Source organism: Haloferax sp. ATB1, assembly GCF_000730175.1.
Window position 1 is genome coordinate 14070 of record NZ_JPES01000088.1, and the last position, 20603, is coordinate 34672.

13 protein-coding genes are annotated in these 20603 nt (G+C 61.5%); 5 read left to right on the plus strand and 8 right to left on the minus strand.

Features of this window, described 5'->3' with window-relative positions; genetic code table 11:
- Positions 1-85 precede the first annotated feature (85 nt).
- Positions 86-376 (plus strand): fibronectin type III-like domain-contianing protein, encoded by a 291-nt coding sequence (locus ATB1_RS14555; protein WP_042664967.1) that lies wholly within the window; start codon positions 86-88, stop codon positions 374-376.
- 766 nt (positions 377-1142) lie between these two features.
- On the opposite strand, the gene ATB1_RS14560 is transcribed toward ATB1_RS14555, so the two are convergent.
- Positions 1143-2810, minus strand: coding sequence for a histidine kinase N-terminal 7TM domain-containing protein (locus ATB1_RS14560; protein WP_082256435.1), 1668 nt, complete (start codon positions 2808-2810; stop codon positions 1143-1145).
- Positions 2811-3283: 473 nt separating this feature from the next.
- On the opposite strand from ATB1_RS14560, the gene ATB1_RS14565 reads away from it, so the two are divergent.
- Positions 3284-4084 (plus strand): UbiA family prenyltransferase, encoded by an 801-nt coding sequence (locus tag ATB1_RS14565; protein WP_042664970.1) that lies wholly within the window; start codon positions 3284-3286, stop codon positions 4082-4084.
- Between the two features lie 30 nt (positions 4085-4114).
- Here the strand turns inward: ATB1_RS14565 and ATB1_RS14570 are convergent, their stop codons facing one another.
- The 5 genes from ATB1_RS14570 to ATB1_RS14585 form a co-directional block, all read right to left on the minus strand.
- A complete protein-coding gene (locus ATB1_RS14570; protein WP_042664973.1) occupies positions 4115-5257 on the minus strand; it encodes an ABC transporter permease in 1143 nt (380 codons plus the stop codon).
- A complete protein-coding gene (locus ATB1_RS14575; protein WP_042664976.1) occupies positions 5254-5931 on the minus strand; it encodes an ABC transporter ATP-binding protein in 678 nt (225 codons plus the stop codon). The genes ATB1_RS14570 and ATB1_RS14575 overlap by 4 nt, the downstream gene beginning before the upstream one ends.
- Position 5932: 1 nt before the next feature.
- The gene (locus ATB1_RS23460) at positions 5933-6517 is read right to left on the minus strand and encodes a hypothetical protein (RefSeq protein WP_241768266.1); all 585 of its coding nucleotides are present in this window, start codon (positions 6515-6517) and stop codon (positions 5933-5935) included.
- A complete protein-coding gene (locus ATB1_RS23465) occupies positions 6510-7124 on the minus strand; it encodes a hypothetical protein (protein ID WP_241768267.1) in 615 nt (204 codons plus the stop codon). The genes ATB1_RS23460 and ATB1_RS23465 overlap by 8 nt, the downstream gene beginning before the upstream one ends.
- Before the next feature lie 306 nt (positions 7125-7430).
- A complete protein-coding gene (locus tag ATB1_RS14585) occupies positions 7431-10493 on the minus strand; it encodes a right-handed parallel beta-helix repeat-containing protein (RefSeq protein WP_042665147.1) in 3063 nt (1020 codons plus the stop codon).
- Positions 10494-10887: 394 nt separating this feature from the next.
- On the opposite strand from ATB1_RS14585, the gene ATB1_RS14590 reads away from it, so the two are divergent.
- Both ATB1_RS14590 and ATB1_RS14595 read left to right on the plus strand, forming a co-directional pair.
- On the plus strand, positions 10888-12447 hold the full coding sequence (locus ATB1_RS14590; protein ID WP_042664979.1) for a COG1361 S-layer family protein: 1560 nt from the start codon (positions 10888-10890) through the stop codon (positions 12445-12447).
- A 28-nt stretch (positions 12448-12475) separates the two neighbouring features.
- Entirely contained in the window at positions 12476-14728 is a 2253-nt protein-coding gene (locus ATB1_RS14595) for an RND family transporter (protein WP_042664982.1), read from the plus strand.
- Positions 14729-14865: 137 nt separating this feature from the next.
- Here ATB1_RS14595 and ATB1_RS14600 read toward each other — a convergent pair whose 3' ends face one another.
- Positions 14866-16443, minus strand: a complete 1578-nt coding sequence (locus ATB1_RS14600) for a hypothetical protein (RefSeq protein ID WP_042664985.1) — start codon at positions 16441-16443, stop codon at positions 14866-14868.
- Positions 16444-16956: 513 nt separating this feature from the next.
- Between ATB1_RS14600 and ATB1_RS14605 the strand changes: the two genes are divergently transcribed.
- Entirely contained in the window at positions 16957-17742 is a 786-nt protein-coding gene (locus ATB1_RS14605) for a TrmB family transcriptional regulator (RefSeq protein WP_241768271.1), read from the plus strand.
- A 238-nt stretch (positions 17743-17980) separates the two neighbouring features.
- Here ATB1_RS14605 and csg read toward each other — a convergent pair whose 3' ends face one another.
- On the minus strand, positions 17981-20446 hold the full coding sequence (csg, locus tag ATB1_RS14610) for an HVO_2072 family ArtA-dependent S-layer glycoprotein (protein ID WP_082256436.1): 2466 nt from the start codon (positions 20444-20446) through the stop codon (positions 17981-17983).
- Positions 20447-20603: the final 157 nt, after the last annotated feature.

Sequence of the window (20603 nt, forward strand, 5' to 3'; positions counted from 1 at the left end):
ATTGAACGTACTACGGTCATCCCCACCCACCCGGATTTCACGTCGAGGTCGTCGTTCGGGAGCGTCGCCTGCTGGTTCGACACGATTGGCTCCCGCATCCGAGTCCGTTGGGGATGGACGAACACCGGCGACCGAGCGGGGAACCGAGACAGTCCAGTTGTTCGGCGAGCACCGATACAGTTCCGTGGTGACGCCCGTCCGGGAGTTGAAGGACTTCACGGAGGTCGCGCTCGCCGCGGGCGAGACGCGGACGGTGACGATGACGCTCACGGCCGACGACCTCCAGGTCGTCAAACCGGACGGCTCCCGGACGCTCGAACCCGGGTCGTACGAACTGTTCGTCGGCGACCTGAATCGGACGCCGACAATTGCGTAATACTGGTATTACTGTATTGTCATGGTCGTTCGATACACATCTGTGCTGTCGAACTAAACGCGGGCACGGACCGAACGCCGCGCGGGCGCGAGATTGGGTTACAAGCTTATGCGTGTAATTTCTGGTCGCGTACACGCTCATCGCGTCGCGCCTCGCGGGGACGCGTCGACTCCCATCACATATCGCGTACCACAACGGGCGAAAATCATGGACAGATCACCCACATCTATAATCGCAATAAAGTTACTGTTTCCCGAATTAGTAATTAAATCGACTATTACTCGCCAACGAATCCTATTATATTCGGACACATTGTTATTATTTTAATCCTGTTGTTAGATATTAGCTGGATTAACAGGACTAAAATAGCATTTTTTCTGTAATCTGAGTGTCTACGCGGTCGTGTCGCTAATATACAGTTCACATATTTAGAATGTAGGGTAGACCGTAGTTATCCGAAGAAAAGTATAAAATATACAATATGATCTGCGCCACGGCCGATGCGTCTCGAACGCGACTGTGGCTTTCGGTGCCCCCGCCCGTCGTCAGAGTAGCATGCGGTGTTCTGTCATACCAACAGGAATAATATCGCAGTGCGTCCTTGTCTGACTGCGGAACTCCAGCGGGGCCGCCGAATCGAACCGATACGGCGTGAGAGTGTCGTACCGGAGCGTAGCCTGTGTGACGCAGGTTGTGTCTGGCGACCGTACGCACGGTACGCGACTCTCTTCTGCTGTCAGTTCCGACGCGCCGGTCGGAGACATCGTCATCCGCGACCGTCGTCAGTCGCGGGCGAGTCTCCGCCGTCAGCGGCCGAATCCGCTCGGTTCAGTCGGATTCGGACTTGCGTGCCGGACTCGGACGCCCGGACACTAAGCGTCCCGTTCGAACGGGAGACGATCCAGTACACTAACCACAGGCCGATTCCGGAGCCGTGCTCCAGATCCGTTTCTTCTCCGGCCTCTAACACGGCGAATTCGGACGGTGGCAAACCCGGACCGTTATCCTCGACGATGATCGTCGCCGCTGTCGGAGAGAGGTCCGTCGTGACGCGCACGGTGATCGGGTCGTCGCCGGCGTGGTGAGAGACGGCGTTCTCGATCAACTCAGCGAGTGCGAGATCGAACCGAGGATGCGCGTCAACGACGACGTCATCGACGTCAAACGAGACGTGCGTCAGCCACTCGGCCGAGACGCTTTGTTCGACCTTGGATAGATACTCGTCGAGCGGGCGTTGATCCGTCTCGGTATACGACAACACCGTTTCGATCTTCCTCGCTTTCGCCGCCTGTTCGACGACTTTCATGGCGCGCGTATGGATGCGATCTGCCGACTGAGCGGTCTCACCACTCGTCGAGTCTCGAATGATGGCCGCGAACCCCGCAATCACGTTGAGGTCGTTTCGAATGTTATGTCGGAAGATACGCGAAAGGACCTGCTTGAGGAGGTCTAATTCCTCTTCGCGCTCCTTGAGGGCCGTGATGTCGCTCAACACGACGATTTTCCCGGTCACTCCCCGACCGTAGATGATCTCCGATGTCTCAATCGAGAACGTCCGCGTTCCACCGGATATCTCTAATTTGACGACGCCGGAGCCTTGCGCGTCCGCAGACACCGTGGAGCCACAGATGAACTCCTCGATGTTGGTTCCGATGAGACTCTGTTCTGACAGTCGGACCCCGGCTTGATTCGCATCGACGATGTAGCCGGCGGCGTTGACCACGAAGATGGGGTCGGTGATCTCTTCGAACGTCTGCTCGCGAGCGACGGGTACGAATTTCAGTAACCCGTGTTCCCGAATCGAATACGCAAAGAAGAGTCCGGAACACGAGTACAAGACGGACGTAGGGTCGAAATAGATCGGGACGAGCCCCGCGACCTTAACGAGCGTTGAGCCGACGAGCATCGAGAACACGACCAAGAGATAGACTGTCTGTCGACGCTGCGTGCCGTTCGTCCGAAGCAGCTCTCCGACGAACATGCCCGCGGCCAGAAACACGAGAAGGTAACCGTATATCTTCGTCACGAGTACCTTCAGGGGGCCGTCGAAAATTGGAAAGTGTAAGATTCCGTCCGCGGTCACGTAGTACGCACTCGTGAACACCAGTTCGTACGGATTGAACCAAGAGAGGATAAATAGGAGTACAATCGGGGTGAACAACGCATAAACGGCGGTTCTGGAGGCCGTTTGTTTGAAAACGAACTCGTAGGCGAGTAAGAAAAGCGTCACTGCGGCGGTCGGAATCATCACCCAGAAGAAATTCGCAACCGCGAGCGTGAGCTGCGGGTCCGGAATGAGGGTAAACGTTGCGAACAGTAACGACCACAGACCCCCGGTGGCCATCGAAAGGATAAACCAGATGACACCCGGTTTGTCACGTTCCTGCCAGAGAAGCTGACAGTTCACGACCGACGGGATCACCCCAAGGTACATCAGAGCGATAGAAATCTCGGGAGTGAGCCATCGGTCAAGCACGTATTCTATACCAGTATTATCGATCTAATTATTCTTTTGGGGCATCTATAATATAATGCACAATTCCGCATGGAAGGCGTAGTCTAGTTCCGTCAGTACGAAAAGCGGGAAGAGAGGCGGATGGGTTCGCGAAAACGCTCGCAGAGTTGGCCTCGGTGCGGGCACCGGTTCGGTTCGAATCGCAGTTCAGACGGTGGTTCGAATGCGGCGAACGCGGCAGTCGGGCGGCGGCGATGACACCGCTACCGCTCGGGACCGTTCGGAGGGGAAACGACCGCACGGCCGAGCACACGACTTCAGTCGTGGCGATGACCAAACAAGTATAGTACGAGCGGCGAGATAGTCCTGAGAGATGAACAGTACGGACTGGTTTCGATGGCTCGGACCACAGGTCTGCCGCAACGGTGGCTCTCGGGGGGGAACGCGCTGAGATGAGAGTGGCAGACGCTCGATTCCTGTTTTTTCAATTGAACATCTGGTTGTGTCTGCTATCGGCCGCGATGGTTGCGATTTCGGGAATCGCGATGGGAGTCGACCCCCGCTCGATCGGAGGCGGGCTCCTGCTCGCACCGCTCCTGTTTTATTTCATATACATCGAAGACCGACGAGGGGGGACGGCCGAAGACGAGATAAACCAACCGCACCGGACGAGGCTCGTGCGGCGGTACCAGACGGAGCTACTCGCGACGGAACTGCTCGCGCTACTCGGCTACGAGCTAGTGGTCTGTCTGCTGGTGTTTCAGACGGCGACCGCGAACGTCAGCGATTTACTATTTGCTCAGGTTCCCCTCGTCGTGCTCGGAAGCTACGGCTGGCTGAAGCGCTATCCGACTCTCGATTCCATCGGCGTCGGGTTCACTTGGGCGTTCGTCGCCGTCTTTTCGGTCGTCGCAGCGACACACCAGCAGTATTCACTCGAAGGGGTGGCGGTCTTCTTCGGGTGGTTTCTGATCACCGCCGCCGGGGTCGAGTCCCGCAATATCCAAGATATCACCGGCGATACACGCGCCAACAAAACCACGCTCGCGGGGTACTTGGGGCCCCGAACGGCGTCGCTGTTAGTCCGACTCCTCAAGGCGGGCGGCATGGTCGTGTTCTGGGTCGTTTCCGGGACGTTCGTCGCCGGGCTCGTTCTCTGTTACTTGCTTGCGCTCTCGGTGTTCCGCCGTCTCACGCGACTACACAGACGGAACGCGTCGTCCGAGACGGGGCAGCACTCCACCCACGGGTGAGGCCGCGGGCGGCGACTCGCGGCAGGCGGGTCAGCCTCGCAACGCGTCGACCGGCCGGTCGTTCGCCGCTTTCCACGCGGGGTAGACCCCGCTGAGGATGCTCGCGACGACGGCGAAGCCGAACCCGTACACCAGATACTGGGCACCGCTCCACTGCAACGCCCCAAGCGGGTTTCCTGTAATCATCTGGAAGATGGCGAGCCCCGCCGCGAGCGAGAGTGCCACGCCGATAAGGCCTCCGAGCGCGCCCATCAGGGCGGCCTCCGTCAGAATCATCCGAAGCACTTCGGAACGCCGAATCCCGACCGCACGGAGGACGCCGATTTCGCCGCGGCGTTCGACAGTGCTCATCAACATCACGTTGAGGATGGCGACGCTCGCGACGACGAGCGAGATGCCGCCGATTGCCAGCAAGGCGAGCGAAAGCGTCTCCAAGAACCCGCCGACTTGGCCTGCGTTGCCGAACGTGTTGATGCTGAGTTCCTCTTCGTCTTCGGTGTTGAAGTACTGGTCTAACTCCCCGCCGATCTCGGTCGCGGTCGAGCTATCCGCGGCGACAATCGTCACGACGTCGTAGTGGTTCTGCTCGGAGAGGGCGGACTCGGGCAACACGAGTTCGCCGCCGCCGAAGCCGAACGCGTTTTCTTCCTCGATTAAGCCCTGCACGCGGTACAGTTGGCCGTCGTATTCGACGGGGTCACCCTCCTCAATCCCGAGGGTGGTCGCGGTGCTGTTGCTGAGCAGTGCGCCGCTCAACAGCCGGGAGGGCGCTTCGCCCGAGGTGAGGTTGTACAGCGCGGCCGCGTTCGTCACCCCGGTGACGCTCACCCGCACCTCCCGTCCATTTCGCGACGAGACCGACGTCGAGTTCGTCTTCTGGGGGACCACCTCCGCGTCGGTCACCAGATTCCGCATCGTATCGACCTGGTCGTCGGTCACCCCGTCCGTGTCGCTGTCCTGACCGGACGTTATCGACACCTCGTTACCGATGCTCCCGAGTTGCGACGTCGCTTGTTGCTGAATCGCGGCGGTCGCCATCCCGAGCGAGCAGATGGAGACCACGCCGATGATGATGCCGAGGGCGGCCAACACCGTCCGCAGTTTGTTCCGGCCGAGGTTCCGCCACGCCATCTGGACGCTGGGGAAACGCCAGAGGAGGTCGACGACGCTCATCTCTCGACGACCTCTTTGACCACGCCATCGACGAGCCGAACGGAGCTGTCGGTGTACTCCAGCATCTGTTCGTCGTGCGTGACCGCGACAATCGCGACGTTTTCGTCCTCTTTTAAGCGAGTCAGCTCGCTCAGAATCGTCTCTCCGGTGTCTTGGTCGAGGTTCCCCGTCGGCTCGTCGGCGAGGAGGATATCCGGCTCGTTGATCAGCGCCCGCGCGATGGCGACGCGCTGTCGCTGTCCCCCCGACAGCTGGTCGGGTCTGTGGTCGAGTCGGTCACCGAGACCCACCCGCTGAAGGAGGTCTTGGGCGCGGTCGTGCCGGTCGACCGAGGTGTCCCACATCGAGGGGAGCTCGACGTTTTCGGTCGCGGTCAGCATCGGCAACAGGTGGAAGTCCTGAAACACGAACCCGATTCCGGACCGCCGCTCTTCGGTCAGTTCGTCCTCGGAGAAGTCGGTCACGTTGCGACCGTCGAGATGGACCGTCCCCTCTGTCGGGGTGTCGAGCAGTCCGATCATGTTCAGCATGGTACTTTTCCCGGACCCCGACGGGCCGATGATCGTCACCATCTCACCGCGTTCGGCGTGAAAGTCGACGTGGTCGAGCGCGGCGATGACCTCCTCGCCGTTCTGGTAGCGTTTCACGACGTCAGTGAGTTCAATGACACTCATGCTAGTGCTGGCGCCAGCGATAGATGCCAACCCCGCCGACCACGACGACCACCAGAACGCCCCCGATGATGGGCAGCGGAAGCTGGGACCCACCTGACGACGACTCGTTCGAACCCGGGCCCTGATCGGACTGGGGACCGCCGGCGACAGGCGCGGTGCCGCTCGCATCGAGTGGCACCTGCTGTGTCGTCGTCACGCGGTCGCCGTCGACGATGTAGGACACCTCGATGGGGACGGAGGTCGGCTCGCCGCTGAGCTGTGCGGTCACGTCGAACGTGGCGAACTCGCTTGCTTCCACGCGCCCGACGAAATAGCCGCCGGACGGCGAGCCGTGGGACACGTTTGCCGTCTCCTTGACGGTCAGTAAGACCGAGCTCGCGTCCGTGTTCCCGACGTTCGCGGCGTCGCCCTGTATCGTGACGGTTCCGGCGCTTCGCGTCGTCTCGATGCTCGTCAGTTGGATCTCGCCGGGAACCGACTCGTCGTCTATCTCCTCCGACAGCGAGCTCGTGTACGTCTCTCCGTCAACGACGTACGTCGCGGTGAACTGCACGACTTGGTCGCTCAGGTCTGCGGTGTCAAACACGACAGAGCGGTTCACGTCCGGGCCGAGGTCCGGCGGTGTATTTCCGGGCGACCTCGGAGTCGTTCACCGACGCGACGATTTCGACTTCCGAGAGGTCCGTGTTCCCGTAATTTGTCAGCTCCACTTCGATGGTATCGTTCGTCTGGTCACCCACCGAGAGACCGGCCCGAACGTCTCGCCTGTCGACGTTCACGATGACCGGGTACTCCACGTTAACGACGTTCCCGTTTTCCTGGCGGCCGGAGACGTGGACTCTGAGCTGTTTTTCCCCGGCGCTCGCGAACGTGGTGGACAGCGGCACGTCGACTGACCCACCCGGACCGAGCGTTCCGAGGTTGTTCGCTTCGGCGACGATGACGCCTCCCGACCGGAGGGTGACCTCTTTGAGGTCTACGCCGCCGGAACTACTCTCGAAGTTCGAAACGGTCGCTCTGACCGTGACCGACTCACCGACGTATGGATCATCCGGCTCGACCGTCGTCGAGTTAACCACGATTTGACCCGACTGTGCGCTCACCGCCGAAATCCCTCCGACGAGTACGCTCGTGACGGCCAACAGCGTGACCGTCGCCGCGATAGCGGGCCGAACACCGCGTCCGCCCGTCATACGCCCGACCCGGTCGCCGCGCTCGTTTGGCGACCGCTGTCGGTTCGTCCTCGGAGCCGAACCGACCGCGTCACCGGTGTCTGTCTCTTGGAGGGCCGATCGATCAGTGGGACCATCTGGTTGCGTCGCTCCATTTCTACAGAACAAATCAGTGAGCCAAGAATAAATGAGTCTTTTCACTACTTAGACCCAAATCCTCCAGACATGCCGCCGCAGTCGACGGTTCTGACACCCGTGGGTCGGTCTCAACACGCCGTCGACGCCTACGAAAAGACAGAAGACCGAACGGTCGTCCCCGACGAGATGTCAGGTCCGAGTCGCGACGAGATACGCGGTGGCGGTGAGTCCGGCCCAGAGTATCCCGGCGACGCCGGCGACGAGCATGAGCCGGTTCGACCCGACGACGCCGGCGACGAGCCAGACCAGAATCCCGAGCCCGGCGAGTAGCTGGACGAACAACCCGCGCATCGGAACGGGCTGGCTTCGAACCGTCCGAACCATTCCATACCCGCCGAAGAAAAGCGCGGCCAAGAAACAGCCACCGCCGAGGATGCCCCACGCGGAGAGCAGTCCGGTCCCAGAGGTCGCCCCCAGCTCACGCTCGGGCAGGGCCGCGGCGGTCTCGGTGGAACTCGCCGACTCCGAGGCGGCCGCGGGTCCCGGTCGAATCCGCGCCGTCGCGGATTCGTTGCTGTCGATTCCGAGGCCGTCTTCGACGGCGAGTGTGACCGTTAGCGTCTCGTTCGGCATGCGGACGCCGAGTCCGCCGCGCTCCCGTGTCGTGTGGCTCGTCCCGTTAACGACGAAATGGTACTCCGAGACCGAACCGGTCTCCACAGTGCTTTCGCCCCCCGAGAGTTGGATTCGACTCCCCGGGGCCGCCGTCGACGGCGCACTGAGCCGCGGGGTCGGCCGTCGGTAACGCTGACCGATCGGGGCGTCCGCGACCGGGATGAAGTCGACCCAGCCGTTGGTTATCGTGATTTCGTCGCCGTCGCCTTCCGGGAGGATAGAAGAGTGATACGGCCCGCTCGCGGCCCCCCAGTAGTTCGACTCCGCGTTGACGGTCCGTATCGAATCGGTGACGATACGCGCCGTCGCGTTCGCCGTGATGAGCCGGGAGATGTTAATCTCCATCCCGGTGTCGTGGCCGTAGACGTCGTTGTTAGCGATTCGGTAGCTGTCGGCGTCCGCCCCGCCGTACGAGAGCTCGACGCCTGTCGGCAGCGTGTCGTCGACGCGGCGGATATCGACCGCACCCTCGGCCGTCGACCGGGTGTGACTCACGCCGTCGGTGCGAAGGACGGCGACCGTGTCGTCCCAGAGCGTTGCGATTTCGATCTGTTGTCGCAGTTGCGGGTTCGCAACGAGTTCCGCGAACGGAGCGTCGACGTCGCTCTGGTCGAGAATCGCACCGCGGGACCCCTCGGCGATGTAGATCCCGGTACCGGGGTCGACACCGGCAACCGGCGGCGGCCGGACGTTCGCATTCGTGTTGAACACGATGTCGTTGTTCCGAACCGTCGCGTTCAGCGTGCCGCGAGCCACGAGTCCGTAGCCGTTCGCGGCGATGACGTTGTCAGACACGTTGAGTTGCCCGCTGTGGGTGAGCGGACTGGAGACGAGGAGCCCGGCACCACCGTTGTTGGCGAGGCGGTTCCCCGCGACGGTGACCCGGTGGACAAGGAGGTCCGAGCGGACCGTCAGTGCGTGGCCGCGGTTGTCGGCAATCGTGTTGTTGGTCGCGACGAAATCGCGGGCCAATGCGCGCACGGACAGGTCGAGGCCGTCGCCGCCGTTCTCGGCGATTCGATTCCGTGACAGCGTGACGTTTCGAACCACGTGGCTGTTGATCGCGACCCCGTCCTCGCTGTTGTTGAGAACTCGGTTCCCTGTCACCCGACCGTTCCTGATAGCCCAATTGGAGAGCGCGACCCCGTGTTGGCCGTTTTCGCTGATCACGTTGTCCGTGAGCCACAGTTCACCCTCGCTCGTTTCGGACCGGATTTCGAGCCCGTTGCGGTCGTTGTCGACCAACTCGTTCCCGCGGAGCGTCACTCGCGTGACTCCACGGTCTCGCCGTTCCGACTGCCGAACGCGAATCCCCGTCGTCGACCGCGAAATCCGGTTGTCGGTCGCGACCAGCGTCGTCTGTGCCCGCGTCTCGACGTGGATGCCCGCGTCGCCCGCGTGCATGCTGTTACCACGGAAACTGCCTTCGCTCTGGGCGGCCCGTATCGCCACACCGTCTCCCCGCACGTCGGCGAACCGACTGTCGCTGACCCGGATGCCGGTGACGATATCCGCGTCGGCGAACAGCCCCGCGCCGTCGATCGCATCGAACTCGGAGTCGTGGACGGTGATCCCGCGGACGCGCGTGAGGTCGGTCGGCGGCGCGTACGCGAACGGCGTCGTCTCCGCTCCGACGACGTACATCGCGTGGACCCCGTCCGATAGCTGCGGGACCCGGCGGTCGAGCAGACTGACCCCGATCGGGTACACCCCCCGCGTCCGCGGGTTCACGACCCCGTCGAACTCGACGACGAGTCGATCTCGACTCGAAATATACTCCGATTTCGAGAGCGAAATTTCCACATGACGCCCGCTGACCGACACGTCCGAGACGGCGTCGTCGAACGACTGGTCGATCTCCCCATCGCTGTCGGTGTCGAGGCCAATGCGACCGAGCGACTCGGACCCGACGTTTCTCACCGACCGTGCGCTCGGGTACCGCAGCCGAATCGTCTCCATCGAGACGCCGACGCCGGGGGCGAGTCTGAGCGTGTGCCGTGCGGTCCGGTTCCGGCGTCGGTCCGTCGAGTCGAGTTCGATCTCCTCGACGGCCCCGATCGACGGGCTTGCGCGGATGGCGTGGCCGCCGATCTCGGAGAACGTCGACCGCGTTATCGTCACCGGGGGCGTCGTCGTGCCGTTAGCGGAGATTCCAGCCTCGGCGAAGTTTTGCAGCCGCGAATCGGTGACGGTGACTGACCCCTCGCCGCTCGTGGTCGTAACCCCGCTTCGACCGCCTCGTAACGTCGTATTGCGTAAGGAGAGCGTCGATGACTCCGAGCCGTTGTATCGAATCGTCTCCCACCTGACGTCCCGGGAACTCGCACTCTGCGTGATCAGGACCGGCCGCGTTTCGGTGCCGACCGCGTGCAACGACCCCCGGACCGTCAGCGAGACTCCCTCTGCGAGTTGGACCTCCGTTCCGGGCCGGATGGTGAGCGTCGCGCCGGGCTCGACAGCGACGTCCCGAATGAGTCGATAGGGGCCGCCGTCGTCGGTCCACGTCGTGTCCGACCGGATCGGTGACTCGACGAACGTGACCCCGGACGGTGCCGCCACGGCCGATACGCTTGACATGGGTGTGAGAAGCGTACAGACGACGACGAGCGCCACGGCCCACGGGGTCAGTTTGTTAGTCACCACGTTTGTCTTACACTCAGATAGGTCAGGATACGGATTTAGCTTTCGCCTTTGCTGAGTTACACGTCGTCGGCCCGAGGCCGGTGCCGATACTGCACCAATTAGTATCTAGCAATATACAAAACCAATCTTATAGAACGACCGTTCGATAGAGTTTTACGCCTCAACGAATCACCTCTCAGATGTGAAATCGAACGTCGGAAACAGCGAAGACTCGGTTACTCGACTGACGAGTGGGCAGTTAGACAATTAACAGATTACCACGATGGTACGGAACAAATCAGCGATACTCCTTTGTGTGCTAGTAGTAACGTCAATCGCGGCGGTCCCGGTGTCGGCCGAGAGTTCGGTGTACGGCAATCCGGAACTCTCGCTAAGCGTGTCGGACAACACCTACAGGTCGAGCGAATCCGCCACGCTGTCGATCGTCGCGAGTAACAACGGACGGCTCGAACAGGGCGGACCGGCGCAGTACGAACAGGAGGTCCAGACTGCGCAGAGCGTCCAGATGAAGGTTCTCGAAGAGCAGATCGACGCGCCGATCGACGTGAAAACGGGGACCGTGACGGCGGGCACGATCCCCGACTCGGGAACCGGCCGCTTCGATTTCAACATCGAGATCGGTGCCGCCGAGCCGGGTACTTACGAGATTCCCGTCGAGGTACAGTACAAGTACGTCCGGATGGTCACGTACGGCAACGTCGATGGCCCGGAATACGTGTGGCGGACGGTCACGAAAGAAAAGTCGGTGACGGTCGAAGTCGAAGACCGTCCGCAGTTCGAGGTCGTGAACGACGACAACAACGCGGTGTTCGCCGGGGACACCGGCCAGCTTTCGTTCACGCTCGAAAACACGGGGACGCGAACCGCCACGTCGTCGTCGGTTCAGCTCACGACGCAGTCGCCGACGATTTTCTTCGGAACGACGCAGAACCCGCAGTCGTCGACGAGCCTGTACGTTCCGTCGCTCCAGCCGGGTGAGCGGGCGAACCTCTCCGTCCAAGTCGGTGCGGCGGGAGAAACCCAAGCCGGGTCGTACCCCGTCAACCTCGCCGTGTCGTACGAGAACCAAAACGGAGTCACCGAGACCTCGGATACGCTGACGACCGGAGTCACGGTCAACCCCGAGCGAACGTTCGAGATCAGGGACATCGAGACGAAACGCTTCAGAGTCGACGAGGGAGAGGCGAAGATCAACGCGCAGGTCGTGAACACGGGCAGCGGCTCCGTGAGCAACGTCGCCGTCCGTATCGGAGACACAGCCGTTGTGACGCCGACGAACGGCGAGTCCGCAATCGGTGACCTCGGACCGGGCGAGTCCCAGCCGGTCTCCTTTACCGTCTCGATTCCGGCGAGCGCCGAGCCGGGGACGAACACGTTCCCGTTCATCGTCGAATACGAGAACCAAGACGGCGACGTGAGAACGACGTCGTCGCCGATTCGCAAGTCGATCTCGATCGGGGCGGAACAGGACCCGTTCACGGTCGTGAACGTCAGTACGGCCGTCTCGCCGGGGACGACCGAGACGGTGGACGTCGAGGTGCAGTACAACGGTGAAGAGCCGATCTCGGCGGCGAACGCCAAGCTCTTCGTGAGCGATCCGATTTCGACGTCCGACGACGGTGCGTATCTCGGCGAGATGCAGCCGGGAGAAACCAAGACGGCGACGTTCACCGTCAGCGCCGGCTCGGAAGCGATCGTCAAAGCCTACGACGCCTCGGTCGAGGTCCGGTACGACGAGGCCGACGGCGACACGAAATACACTGACGGCCTGCCGGTCGGCATCGCCCTGTCCCCGTCGAGCGGTGGACTCCCGATCCCGATGTCGGTAATCGGTGTTCTCGCACTCCTCGGGATCGGAGCGATAGCCGTCGTCTACCGCCGTCGATGACGGATCATGGACGGGACAAGGAGTAACCATGGATAAGCTACGCGAGGTATTCAGCACGGTCGGAAGACAGGTCCAACAGCGACCAGTCGCAGTGCTGCTCCTCGCAGTCCTGCTGATCTTCGGAGCGTTCGGCGGTGCTGCGCAGATCACGAGCGTTACTGGCGACGCTGCATTCGTTGCGGACAACCCAACGTTCGACGCGTTTACGGAATCGTTTGACCGAGGCAGCATTGCCGTTCTCGTACGGGGGGATATTTCGGAACCGCAGACACTCCACGCGATCGACCGCGTCGACCGGCAGATGTCGACGAAGGCGAACGTCCAGACCGTAACGAGTCCGGCAGACCAGGTCCGTCAAGAGTACGGCCGAATCCCCGATTCGGAGGCGAAAATTCGGAGCGTTATCGGATCACCGGACTACACGGTCGTCCAGATCGTCTTCGATACGGGGCTCTCTCAACAGGACGAACGCCCCATCTACACGCAGGCCGTAGAAGCGACTGACTGGGCGGAGTTCCCCGCCGGAACGACGGTAACCGTCACTGGCAGTGCCGCGTTCTCTGCACAGCTTTCGACGCTCATCCAGCAGAGTACACAGCAGTTACTCGGCCTCGCGATCGGGCTCATGGTCGTGGCGCTGTTCTTCTTGTTCCGCGGCGTCCGCCTCCGTCTCCTCCCGATTGTCGCCGTCTTCGTCGGCGTCATCTACACGTTCGGAGCGATCGGATACGCTGGAGTCCCCAACTCGACAATGACCAGCGCGGTCTTCCCCATCTTGATCGGGCTGGGCATCGACTACTCCGTGCAGTTCCACGAGCGGTACGAGGAAGAACTCGAAAACCATCCGCCGCGCGAAGCGCTTCCGCAGGCGCTTGGCGGGATCGGCCCACCGGTCTTCGTCGCTATGCTCGCCGCCGCCCTAGGGTTCGGAGCGACGTGGGTGTCGACGTCGTCGCCGTCGATTATCTGGTTCGCCCAGACCTCGATCTTCGGCGTGCTTCTCACCTTCGTCGCGGGGATTCTCGTTCTCCTCCCGCTTCTCACCCTCTGGGTTCGCCGGCGGGACGACTCGACGGGCGAAACGCCGACCGAAGACGACGCTCCGACGACGGCCGAAACGACGCAGTCCCAAGGCGACTCAGATCGCGTCGGCCTCGTTGGAGAACTGCTCGGCCGTTCGGCGCGGACGCTCGCGAGTCATCCAGTGCTCGTCCTCAGCATCGCGCTGCTGATCGCTCTCGTGGGCTTTCAGGCCGGCGGGTCACTCGACACGCTCGCGGATACGGAAGGGTTCATCCCGCAGGACCTCCCCGCGTACACCGACCTCCAACAGTTCCGCTCTGTCGCCGGGGGCGGTTCGAGCACGAGTTACGACGTGCTCGTGACCGGCACGAATCTCAAACACCCGACAACATTGCAGTGGATGCTTGACTTCGAGCACATCGCAACACAGGCCCCGCTGGTACAAGGCGTCGATTCGCCAGCGACGCTGATTAAACAGCACAACGGGGGCCAAATCCCCCAAACCGAGAGTGGCGTCAAGCGCGTGCTCGAAACCATCCCCGAGAGACAGAAACTCCAGTATTACAACGACGGGCGTGCGCACATCATGGTCTACTCCGCACAGGATATGACCACCCAGCAAGCCCTCTCGTTCCTTGAGAACACGCGCGAGTCGATCGCGTACAGTAGTCCGCCGCCCGGAGTGACGGCGGACATCACGGGAACCGCCGCGATTGCGACGCCCTCCATCGTGGAGCAGATCAACTCACGAAACGTGACGACCGGACTGGGAGTCCTGTTCGTGTTCGTCCTGCTCCTCCTGTACTATCGCAATCTGGTGAAGGCTGTTGCGCCGCTCATCCCGATGGTGTTCGTCATCGGCTGGCAGAACATCTACATGTATCTGCTGAACATCCCGGTTTCGCCACTCGGTGCGAGTCTCGGGGCGATGACTGTCGGGATCGGTGCGGAGTACACCATCATCGTGATGGACCGATACTACCAAGAGAAGCAGCAGGCGGGCGTCAGTCGACTCGATGCCGTTCAGACCGCAGCCACTCGGGTCGGAAAGGCCATCAGCGTGTCGGGAATGACGACTGTGTTCGGCTTTTCGGCGCTGGTGTTGTCGCCGTTCCCGATTCTCAGCGGGTTCGGCTTCCTGACCGTCGGCGTCGTGTTCCTGACCCTCATCGCGTCGCTGGCGACACTCCCCCCGACGCTCGTCCTCTTGGACTCGATCTCCGAGCGCGTGGCCGCCATCCGCTCGTCGCGAGTGTGACGCTCCCCCGCGTTTCTTACCATCCCCCGCGCTAACGCGCAAGGGGTTCGCCGTTGAGGTCGGTGACCGACGCCCGGAGGCAACGAACGGGGTGAGAAACGCCAACCCTCACGGAGCATCGACGAGACTCCCCCGGATTACGCCCCGAGAGATTCGCCCCACGAAACTGTCGAAATCAGGTTTCTAACCGCCTCGACGAGCGTGTCGATGAGTCCGTCAGACGAGGGCTCCGAGGGGACGCTGGGTAACGGCGTGTTCGTGCGCACCGAGCCGGCTGGAGTCGGCGTCGACGCGTTCGGTTCGTCGGCCGTTGCGTTCGGTGGTGCGACCTGAACCGTCTCGATATGCTCTCTCCCGGTCGAATCGGTCACACGGACCCGAACACGCGCCGGGTACCCGTCCAGTTGGAGCGTTTCGTTGATAGTAACGTCGCTGGCCACGCCCCCACCGTAAATCTGCGCTAAATCGACGGTGTCGCCGGCCGGTCCGACCGTCTCGGCGTACACGCTGGTAACGCGGCCATCGTACACGCGACCCTCGACGTGGACCCGGTCGTCGCTGACCCGAATCGCGTCCGGCTGGAGTTCGATGGCCGGTTGCACGAGCTGCGTGACGTTCACCGCGAGTTCTCGTTTCGTCGCGTTGCCGGTGGCGTCGTCCGCAACGATGGTGATGTTCCGACGGTCTCCCGTGATCGGTATCGTCCTCGTGAACGTGTGTTCGATTGGCCGTGCACCGATTGGCTTCGGTTGGACCTCGTAGTTCAACCCCGAGCCGTCCGCCGAGCCGCGACGAACACCGATCGAGCGGATGCCGACCGCGTCCGTCACCCGGATGGTCAACCGAACCGCCGAGCGTGTTTTGACGAGGCTCTGGTTGAGTATCTCAATCGACGGCGGCGTCTCGTCTTTGACGTAGATGTTGACATTGTACTGACGACGGTGGCCGCGCGAATCGAGCACCGTAATCTTGAGACTGTTTTGGCCAGCGCCCACGCTGTCGTCGAACGGCCCCAAACGAAGCGGTTTCGAAATCGACGTGTTCGGATCGTCGATCACGACCCGCTTTCGGAAGCCCCAGGGAGTATCGATACCCTGGCCGTGATACCGCAGTTCGATCGACACCTGCTCGACGTCCGAGTGGTCGTAGAGCGTCCCGTCGAGGCTGATTCGAGACCGATTGATCGTATAGTTGTTCTCGGGGGTTTCGTAGATACTGGTGTTGCCCGTCCGGAACGGCGACGTGAACACCAACGCCGGGGCGATCGAATCCTCGATTATCGTTGCCCTGTGGGTCGTGGTTCTCCCGCCCTCCTTTACGAGAACCTCCAGATCGTGCTCGCCAGCGTTCACATCGAGCGTTGCCGTTTCCTGGACCGCGGTGCTGTTCGGCGTATATATCCGTCGGCTGTCTCCATCCACGCGGACGACGAGCAGTTCGATTGCCGCTGAACTGTTTGCTCGAACCGTGAGTTCGGGGTTGTCGCCGGTCGTAACCGTGTCCCCGTCGACCACAGTCCGGTTTTCGATAACCAGCGTCAGACTCGGCTCTGAACGGTCGGTCGAATTGTTCCGTTCGACCTGCCGGTGTGTGTCCGGAACATCGATAGCCACGTCTCCAGTTGTCGTCGATGGCTCCGCCGCGGCGGTTACTCCTGCAGCAAAAGAGAGTATCAGTAGAACTGCGGCCGCCCAACCCACGTGCTTGGAGTCCATGTTCGAATACACTAGCCAGTGGGCGTTTCGAAGATAAATCTACAGACCCAACTATCATCGTTGAAATTCGGAGCAGGATTAACGGAGACGGACCCGAAGATACGGGGCGATACGGTCCCGAAATCGGGAGCCGCCGACCCAAGATGAAGTGGTGCTGGCCTGTCGTTGCGAGTAAGCAAATCGGTGTCGATTACTCGCGTTACAGCCATCAAACAACTGGCCGCTAACACGACTAGTTGGGTCGATCCGGTGACTGCCCATACAGAGGCTGGCTTGACGCCAACCTTTCTTATCCTCAAATCCATCGATACTAATCTATTTCGGTCTCAAGCCGCCTCTCGGGCAGTCCTCTCTGTCGAGGGGGGATTGAACGTTCCGAGATGACGTACGACTAGGTCCGTCTCACAGGCCAAGCACCTTCCGCATCCATGTGGGAGCCCCACGCAACGAAAGAGCGGAATCAAGGGAGACAAATACCCAAACCGCTACCACTCTCCGAGAGGTAGTTCACCCATGAACAACAGCGAAGCGATCGACGCGCTCATCGAGCTCGGTCTGTCTACGTATGAGGCGCGGGTGTTTACCGCACTGATCGAACTCGGTGAGGGAACGGCCCGCGAGGTTGCGAAGACGTCGGACGTCCCCCGTTCGCAGGTGTATACGACGGCAAAAGAACTGCAGTCGCGAGGGTTCATTAGCGTCCAACAGGCGAATCCACAGGTATTCCAACCGATATCGCTGTCCGAGGTCGAGTCGCAACTCAGTCGCGAATTCGCATCTAAGCGCGACACGGCGTTCGACCGACTCAAGACGCTCGAACGACAGACCGCACCGGCGGCCGAACAGAACGAAGACGTGTGGACGATCACGGGCACGCCGGCGATCATCGGCCGGGCCAGCCAACTCATCGACGAAGCCGAAATGCGAGTGATCTACGGTGCCGAGAGCCTCGGTCATCCGGATGCCGAACTCCTGAGTACAGTCCGCTCGTGCTGTTCGCGCGACGTCTCGGTACACCTGCTTCAGGATAGCGACCAAGAGATTTCGGACCAGTGGCGAGAGATCGACTGCGTGTCCGCCGTGTCGATCCCACCGCAACAGTCCAAAGGCGACCACGCAGTGCGGCTGTTACTCGTCGATTCGGATAGCTTCCTCCTGAGTGTCCGCAGTAACCGATCGGCACCCGAGATCGCGGATTTGGAGCGCAAACACGACGTTCGCCGAGGCGTTCTCACAGCTCCTCACGAGCAGTCTCCCCGTTCCCGAGTGAACAGCTCTCTGTCTTCCGGGCTCGCTTAGGGTGACGCCGCCCGCTGTTCGAGAATGTGCCAGAGCTCTCCGAGTCCTGACTCCGTTCCAGAAGTACGTGAGGACGACCCAGTCGTCGGTCTCCACCGTAGTCTCGGTGGCGACGCTCGTCTGTCAGAAGTGTCTCTTCGGGTTGGTCGGGTAAAATAAAAAGACCGGAACGAATCCGGTTGGTTACTCGTCTGCTGTCGTCACGTCCTCGTCGGAGTGACGAGGCGGGACGGCGGCGTTAGTTCTCGCGGCGGAGTGCGAGAAGGGCCGCGCCGACGAGTGCGACGAGAGCGACTGCGATACCGAAGCCGGGCGTGTTGGAGGACGTGGTGGACGTCTCCTCAGTCGGCTCCTCGGTGGTCTCAGTCGGCTCCGAGGTCGTCGTCGTTTCCGTGGGTTCGTCCGTGGTCGTCGTCGTTTCCGTCGCGTTGGAGGACGTCGTCGTGTCCTCACGCTCGGAGACGATTTCGACGTTCACGGTGTCCGTGTTGTCGCCGTCGTCGGCTTCCACGGTGAACGTACCCGTCTCGAAGTCGGTGGTGTCAATTTCGACCATCCACTGGCCGTCGTTGTTCCACTCGTCAGTGTCTTCGAGTGCGACGGACGTGCCGTCTTCACTCGTCACTTCGATGCTGATGGTGTTGTCGTCCGGCTTGAGGTTCGTCGAGCCAGCGATGACCATCGTTTCACCGGTTGCGACCGGGTTGATGCCAGACGCTTCAGCGGCGTCGGGGTAGATCGAGTCGATGGACGTCGAGGACTCGGCCAGACGGAACGTCTCGGTGACGATCAGGTCGTCGCTCGCCGTCTCGTCAACCGTTTCGGAGGCGATGAGCTCGTTGACCTGCTCACCGTTGTTGCTACCCGCGTCAAGGTCGTCGAGGTAGGTCATCAGTTCGGAGAGGTCGCCACTGCCGCCAGCCGGCGGAAGCGAGCCGTCACCGACGTTACCGTCACGACCGACCGAGAGGATGTGGGCGGTGATCCGGCCCTGCGTGAGGCCGACGGTGATGTCGTCCTCGTCGAAGGTACCGTCGCTGTCAACGCTCACTTCCTGGTAGTTGACGTTACCGCGCTCGTCGACGAAGATGACGAGGACGGTGTCGGCACCGGAGGCGGTACCGTTAACGTCAACCGTTCCGGAGTCGACAGGAGCGACCTGACCGTTGATCGTGCTGAACTGACCGGTCAGACCCTGGTCGACCACGCGGAGCGAGTTACTGCTGCTCACGCCGCTCGTGAACTCAGACGTCGAAAGCGAACCGTCGACGTCACCGTTACCGTCAACGTCAGCGTCGGACGCGTCGATGACGCCGATGCGGTAAGTGCCCGTCAGCGACAGGATGCTGCTACCGTCGCCGGGGAGGTTCGAGATCGCAACGTCTTCCTCTTCGAACGTGTCGTCAGAGTCGACGTTAATTTCGTTGTCGCCGCCGATTTCGAGGAGCTGCCAGTCGCCATCGTCGCGGACGTAGATTGCGACGCTGTCGGAGCTGGTAGCCGTACCGTTAATGTCGACTTCCGAGCCAACGACGTACTGACCGGTCGGGCTCGAAAGCGATGCACCGCCCTCCTCGATGGTGAGCGTGATGTCGTTCGTCGGGTCAGCGTCGACTGCTGCAGTCGCGCTCACACCAGCGTCGTAGACTTCGAGGTCGACGTCGCTGTCGTCGAGATACTGCGTTTCAACGCCGCCAACTGCACTGGCACCGTCGATTTCGACGACTGCGTACGCGATGTCAGCGGTCTCAACGGTCGGGCCCGTGGAGGAGCCGCTCGCGTTCGTAGCGCTGCTGTTCGCAATGCCGACTTCCGAGGTGTCGCCGATGTTACGGAAGACCGCCTTGGCGTCTTCCGTCGTGGCGTCGTTCCGGAGGTCGGAGAGGTCGATTGCAACGACGTGCTCGTTGCCGTCGATGCCGTTCGTGACGGTGTACTGAACGTCAGTACCCTGCGTCACGGATTCGCTGTCGAGTTCGATGCCGACCTCGTCCTGCGACGAGATCGTCAGCGTCAGCGTCTCGGACGCCGAGCCGAAGTCGAGGTCCTCAGCGCCTTCGATGATGATCGTGTACTCGCCAGCGTCCTGACCGGACATGTCGAGCTGGGCACCGTTCTGCGTGCCAGTCGTACCGTCGTCGACGAGACCGTCGGAGCTGGTCAGAACCTCGTTGGTGATGTCAGTTCCGCTCGGGTCTTCAACGGTGACCTCGACCTTCTCGGCCGATTCGTAGTTGTAGTCAGCGTTGACGTAGAGCTCATCAGCGTCGCCCGAGCTGATGGAGGAGCCGGTAACGTCGCCACCGGACGCCGTCACGATTTCGCTGTCCGTGATACGGGGCGCCAGGAGGGTGACGTTGGCAGATCCGCTAGACGCACCGTCAGCGGAGTACGTACCAAGCGGCTGGTCATCCGAGCTCTGCGGGATGGGCGAGGAAAGGTCCAGCGTAACGCCTTCCGCGTTACCTGCCGTACCCGTCAGAAGCGGATTCGAAGCGCCGAGTCCTGCGTCGGTGTTAATCTCCTCACCGAGGAAGACACGGTCTCCGGATGCAATTGTCTTGTTGAACGCTTCGTTATCTGCGTCGAGATTTCCACGCTCCGCGGCGGCACTTCCGGTCAGCGCGATGGTCCCCGCAAAGACGGAGGTTACCATTAGCGCTGCGAGAAGTATCGCACGCGTTTGGTTTTTGAGCTTTGTCATAGTGTACTTGTAGCGCCAGTATTTTCCACGCACATCGCTATGACGCGGATCCCTACTAGCGGGGGATGGGCAGGGGTACGGTAGAACCATATAAGCGGCCTTGGTAAATGCTTTCTGTTTCTGTTGCTTGATTGGTCACTATTCCCGTTGCCGTCTC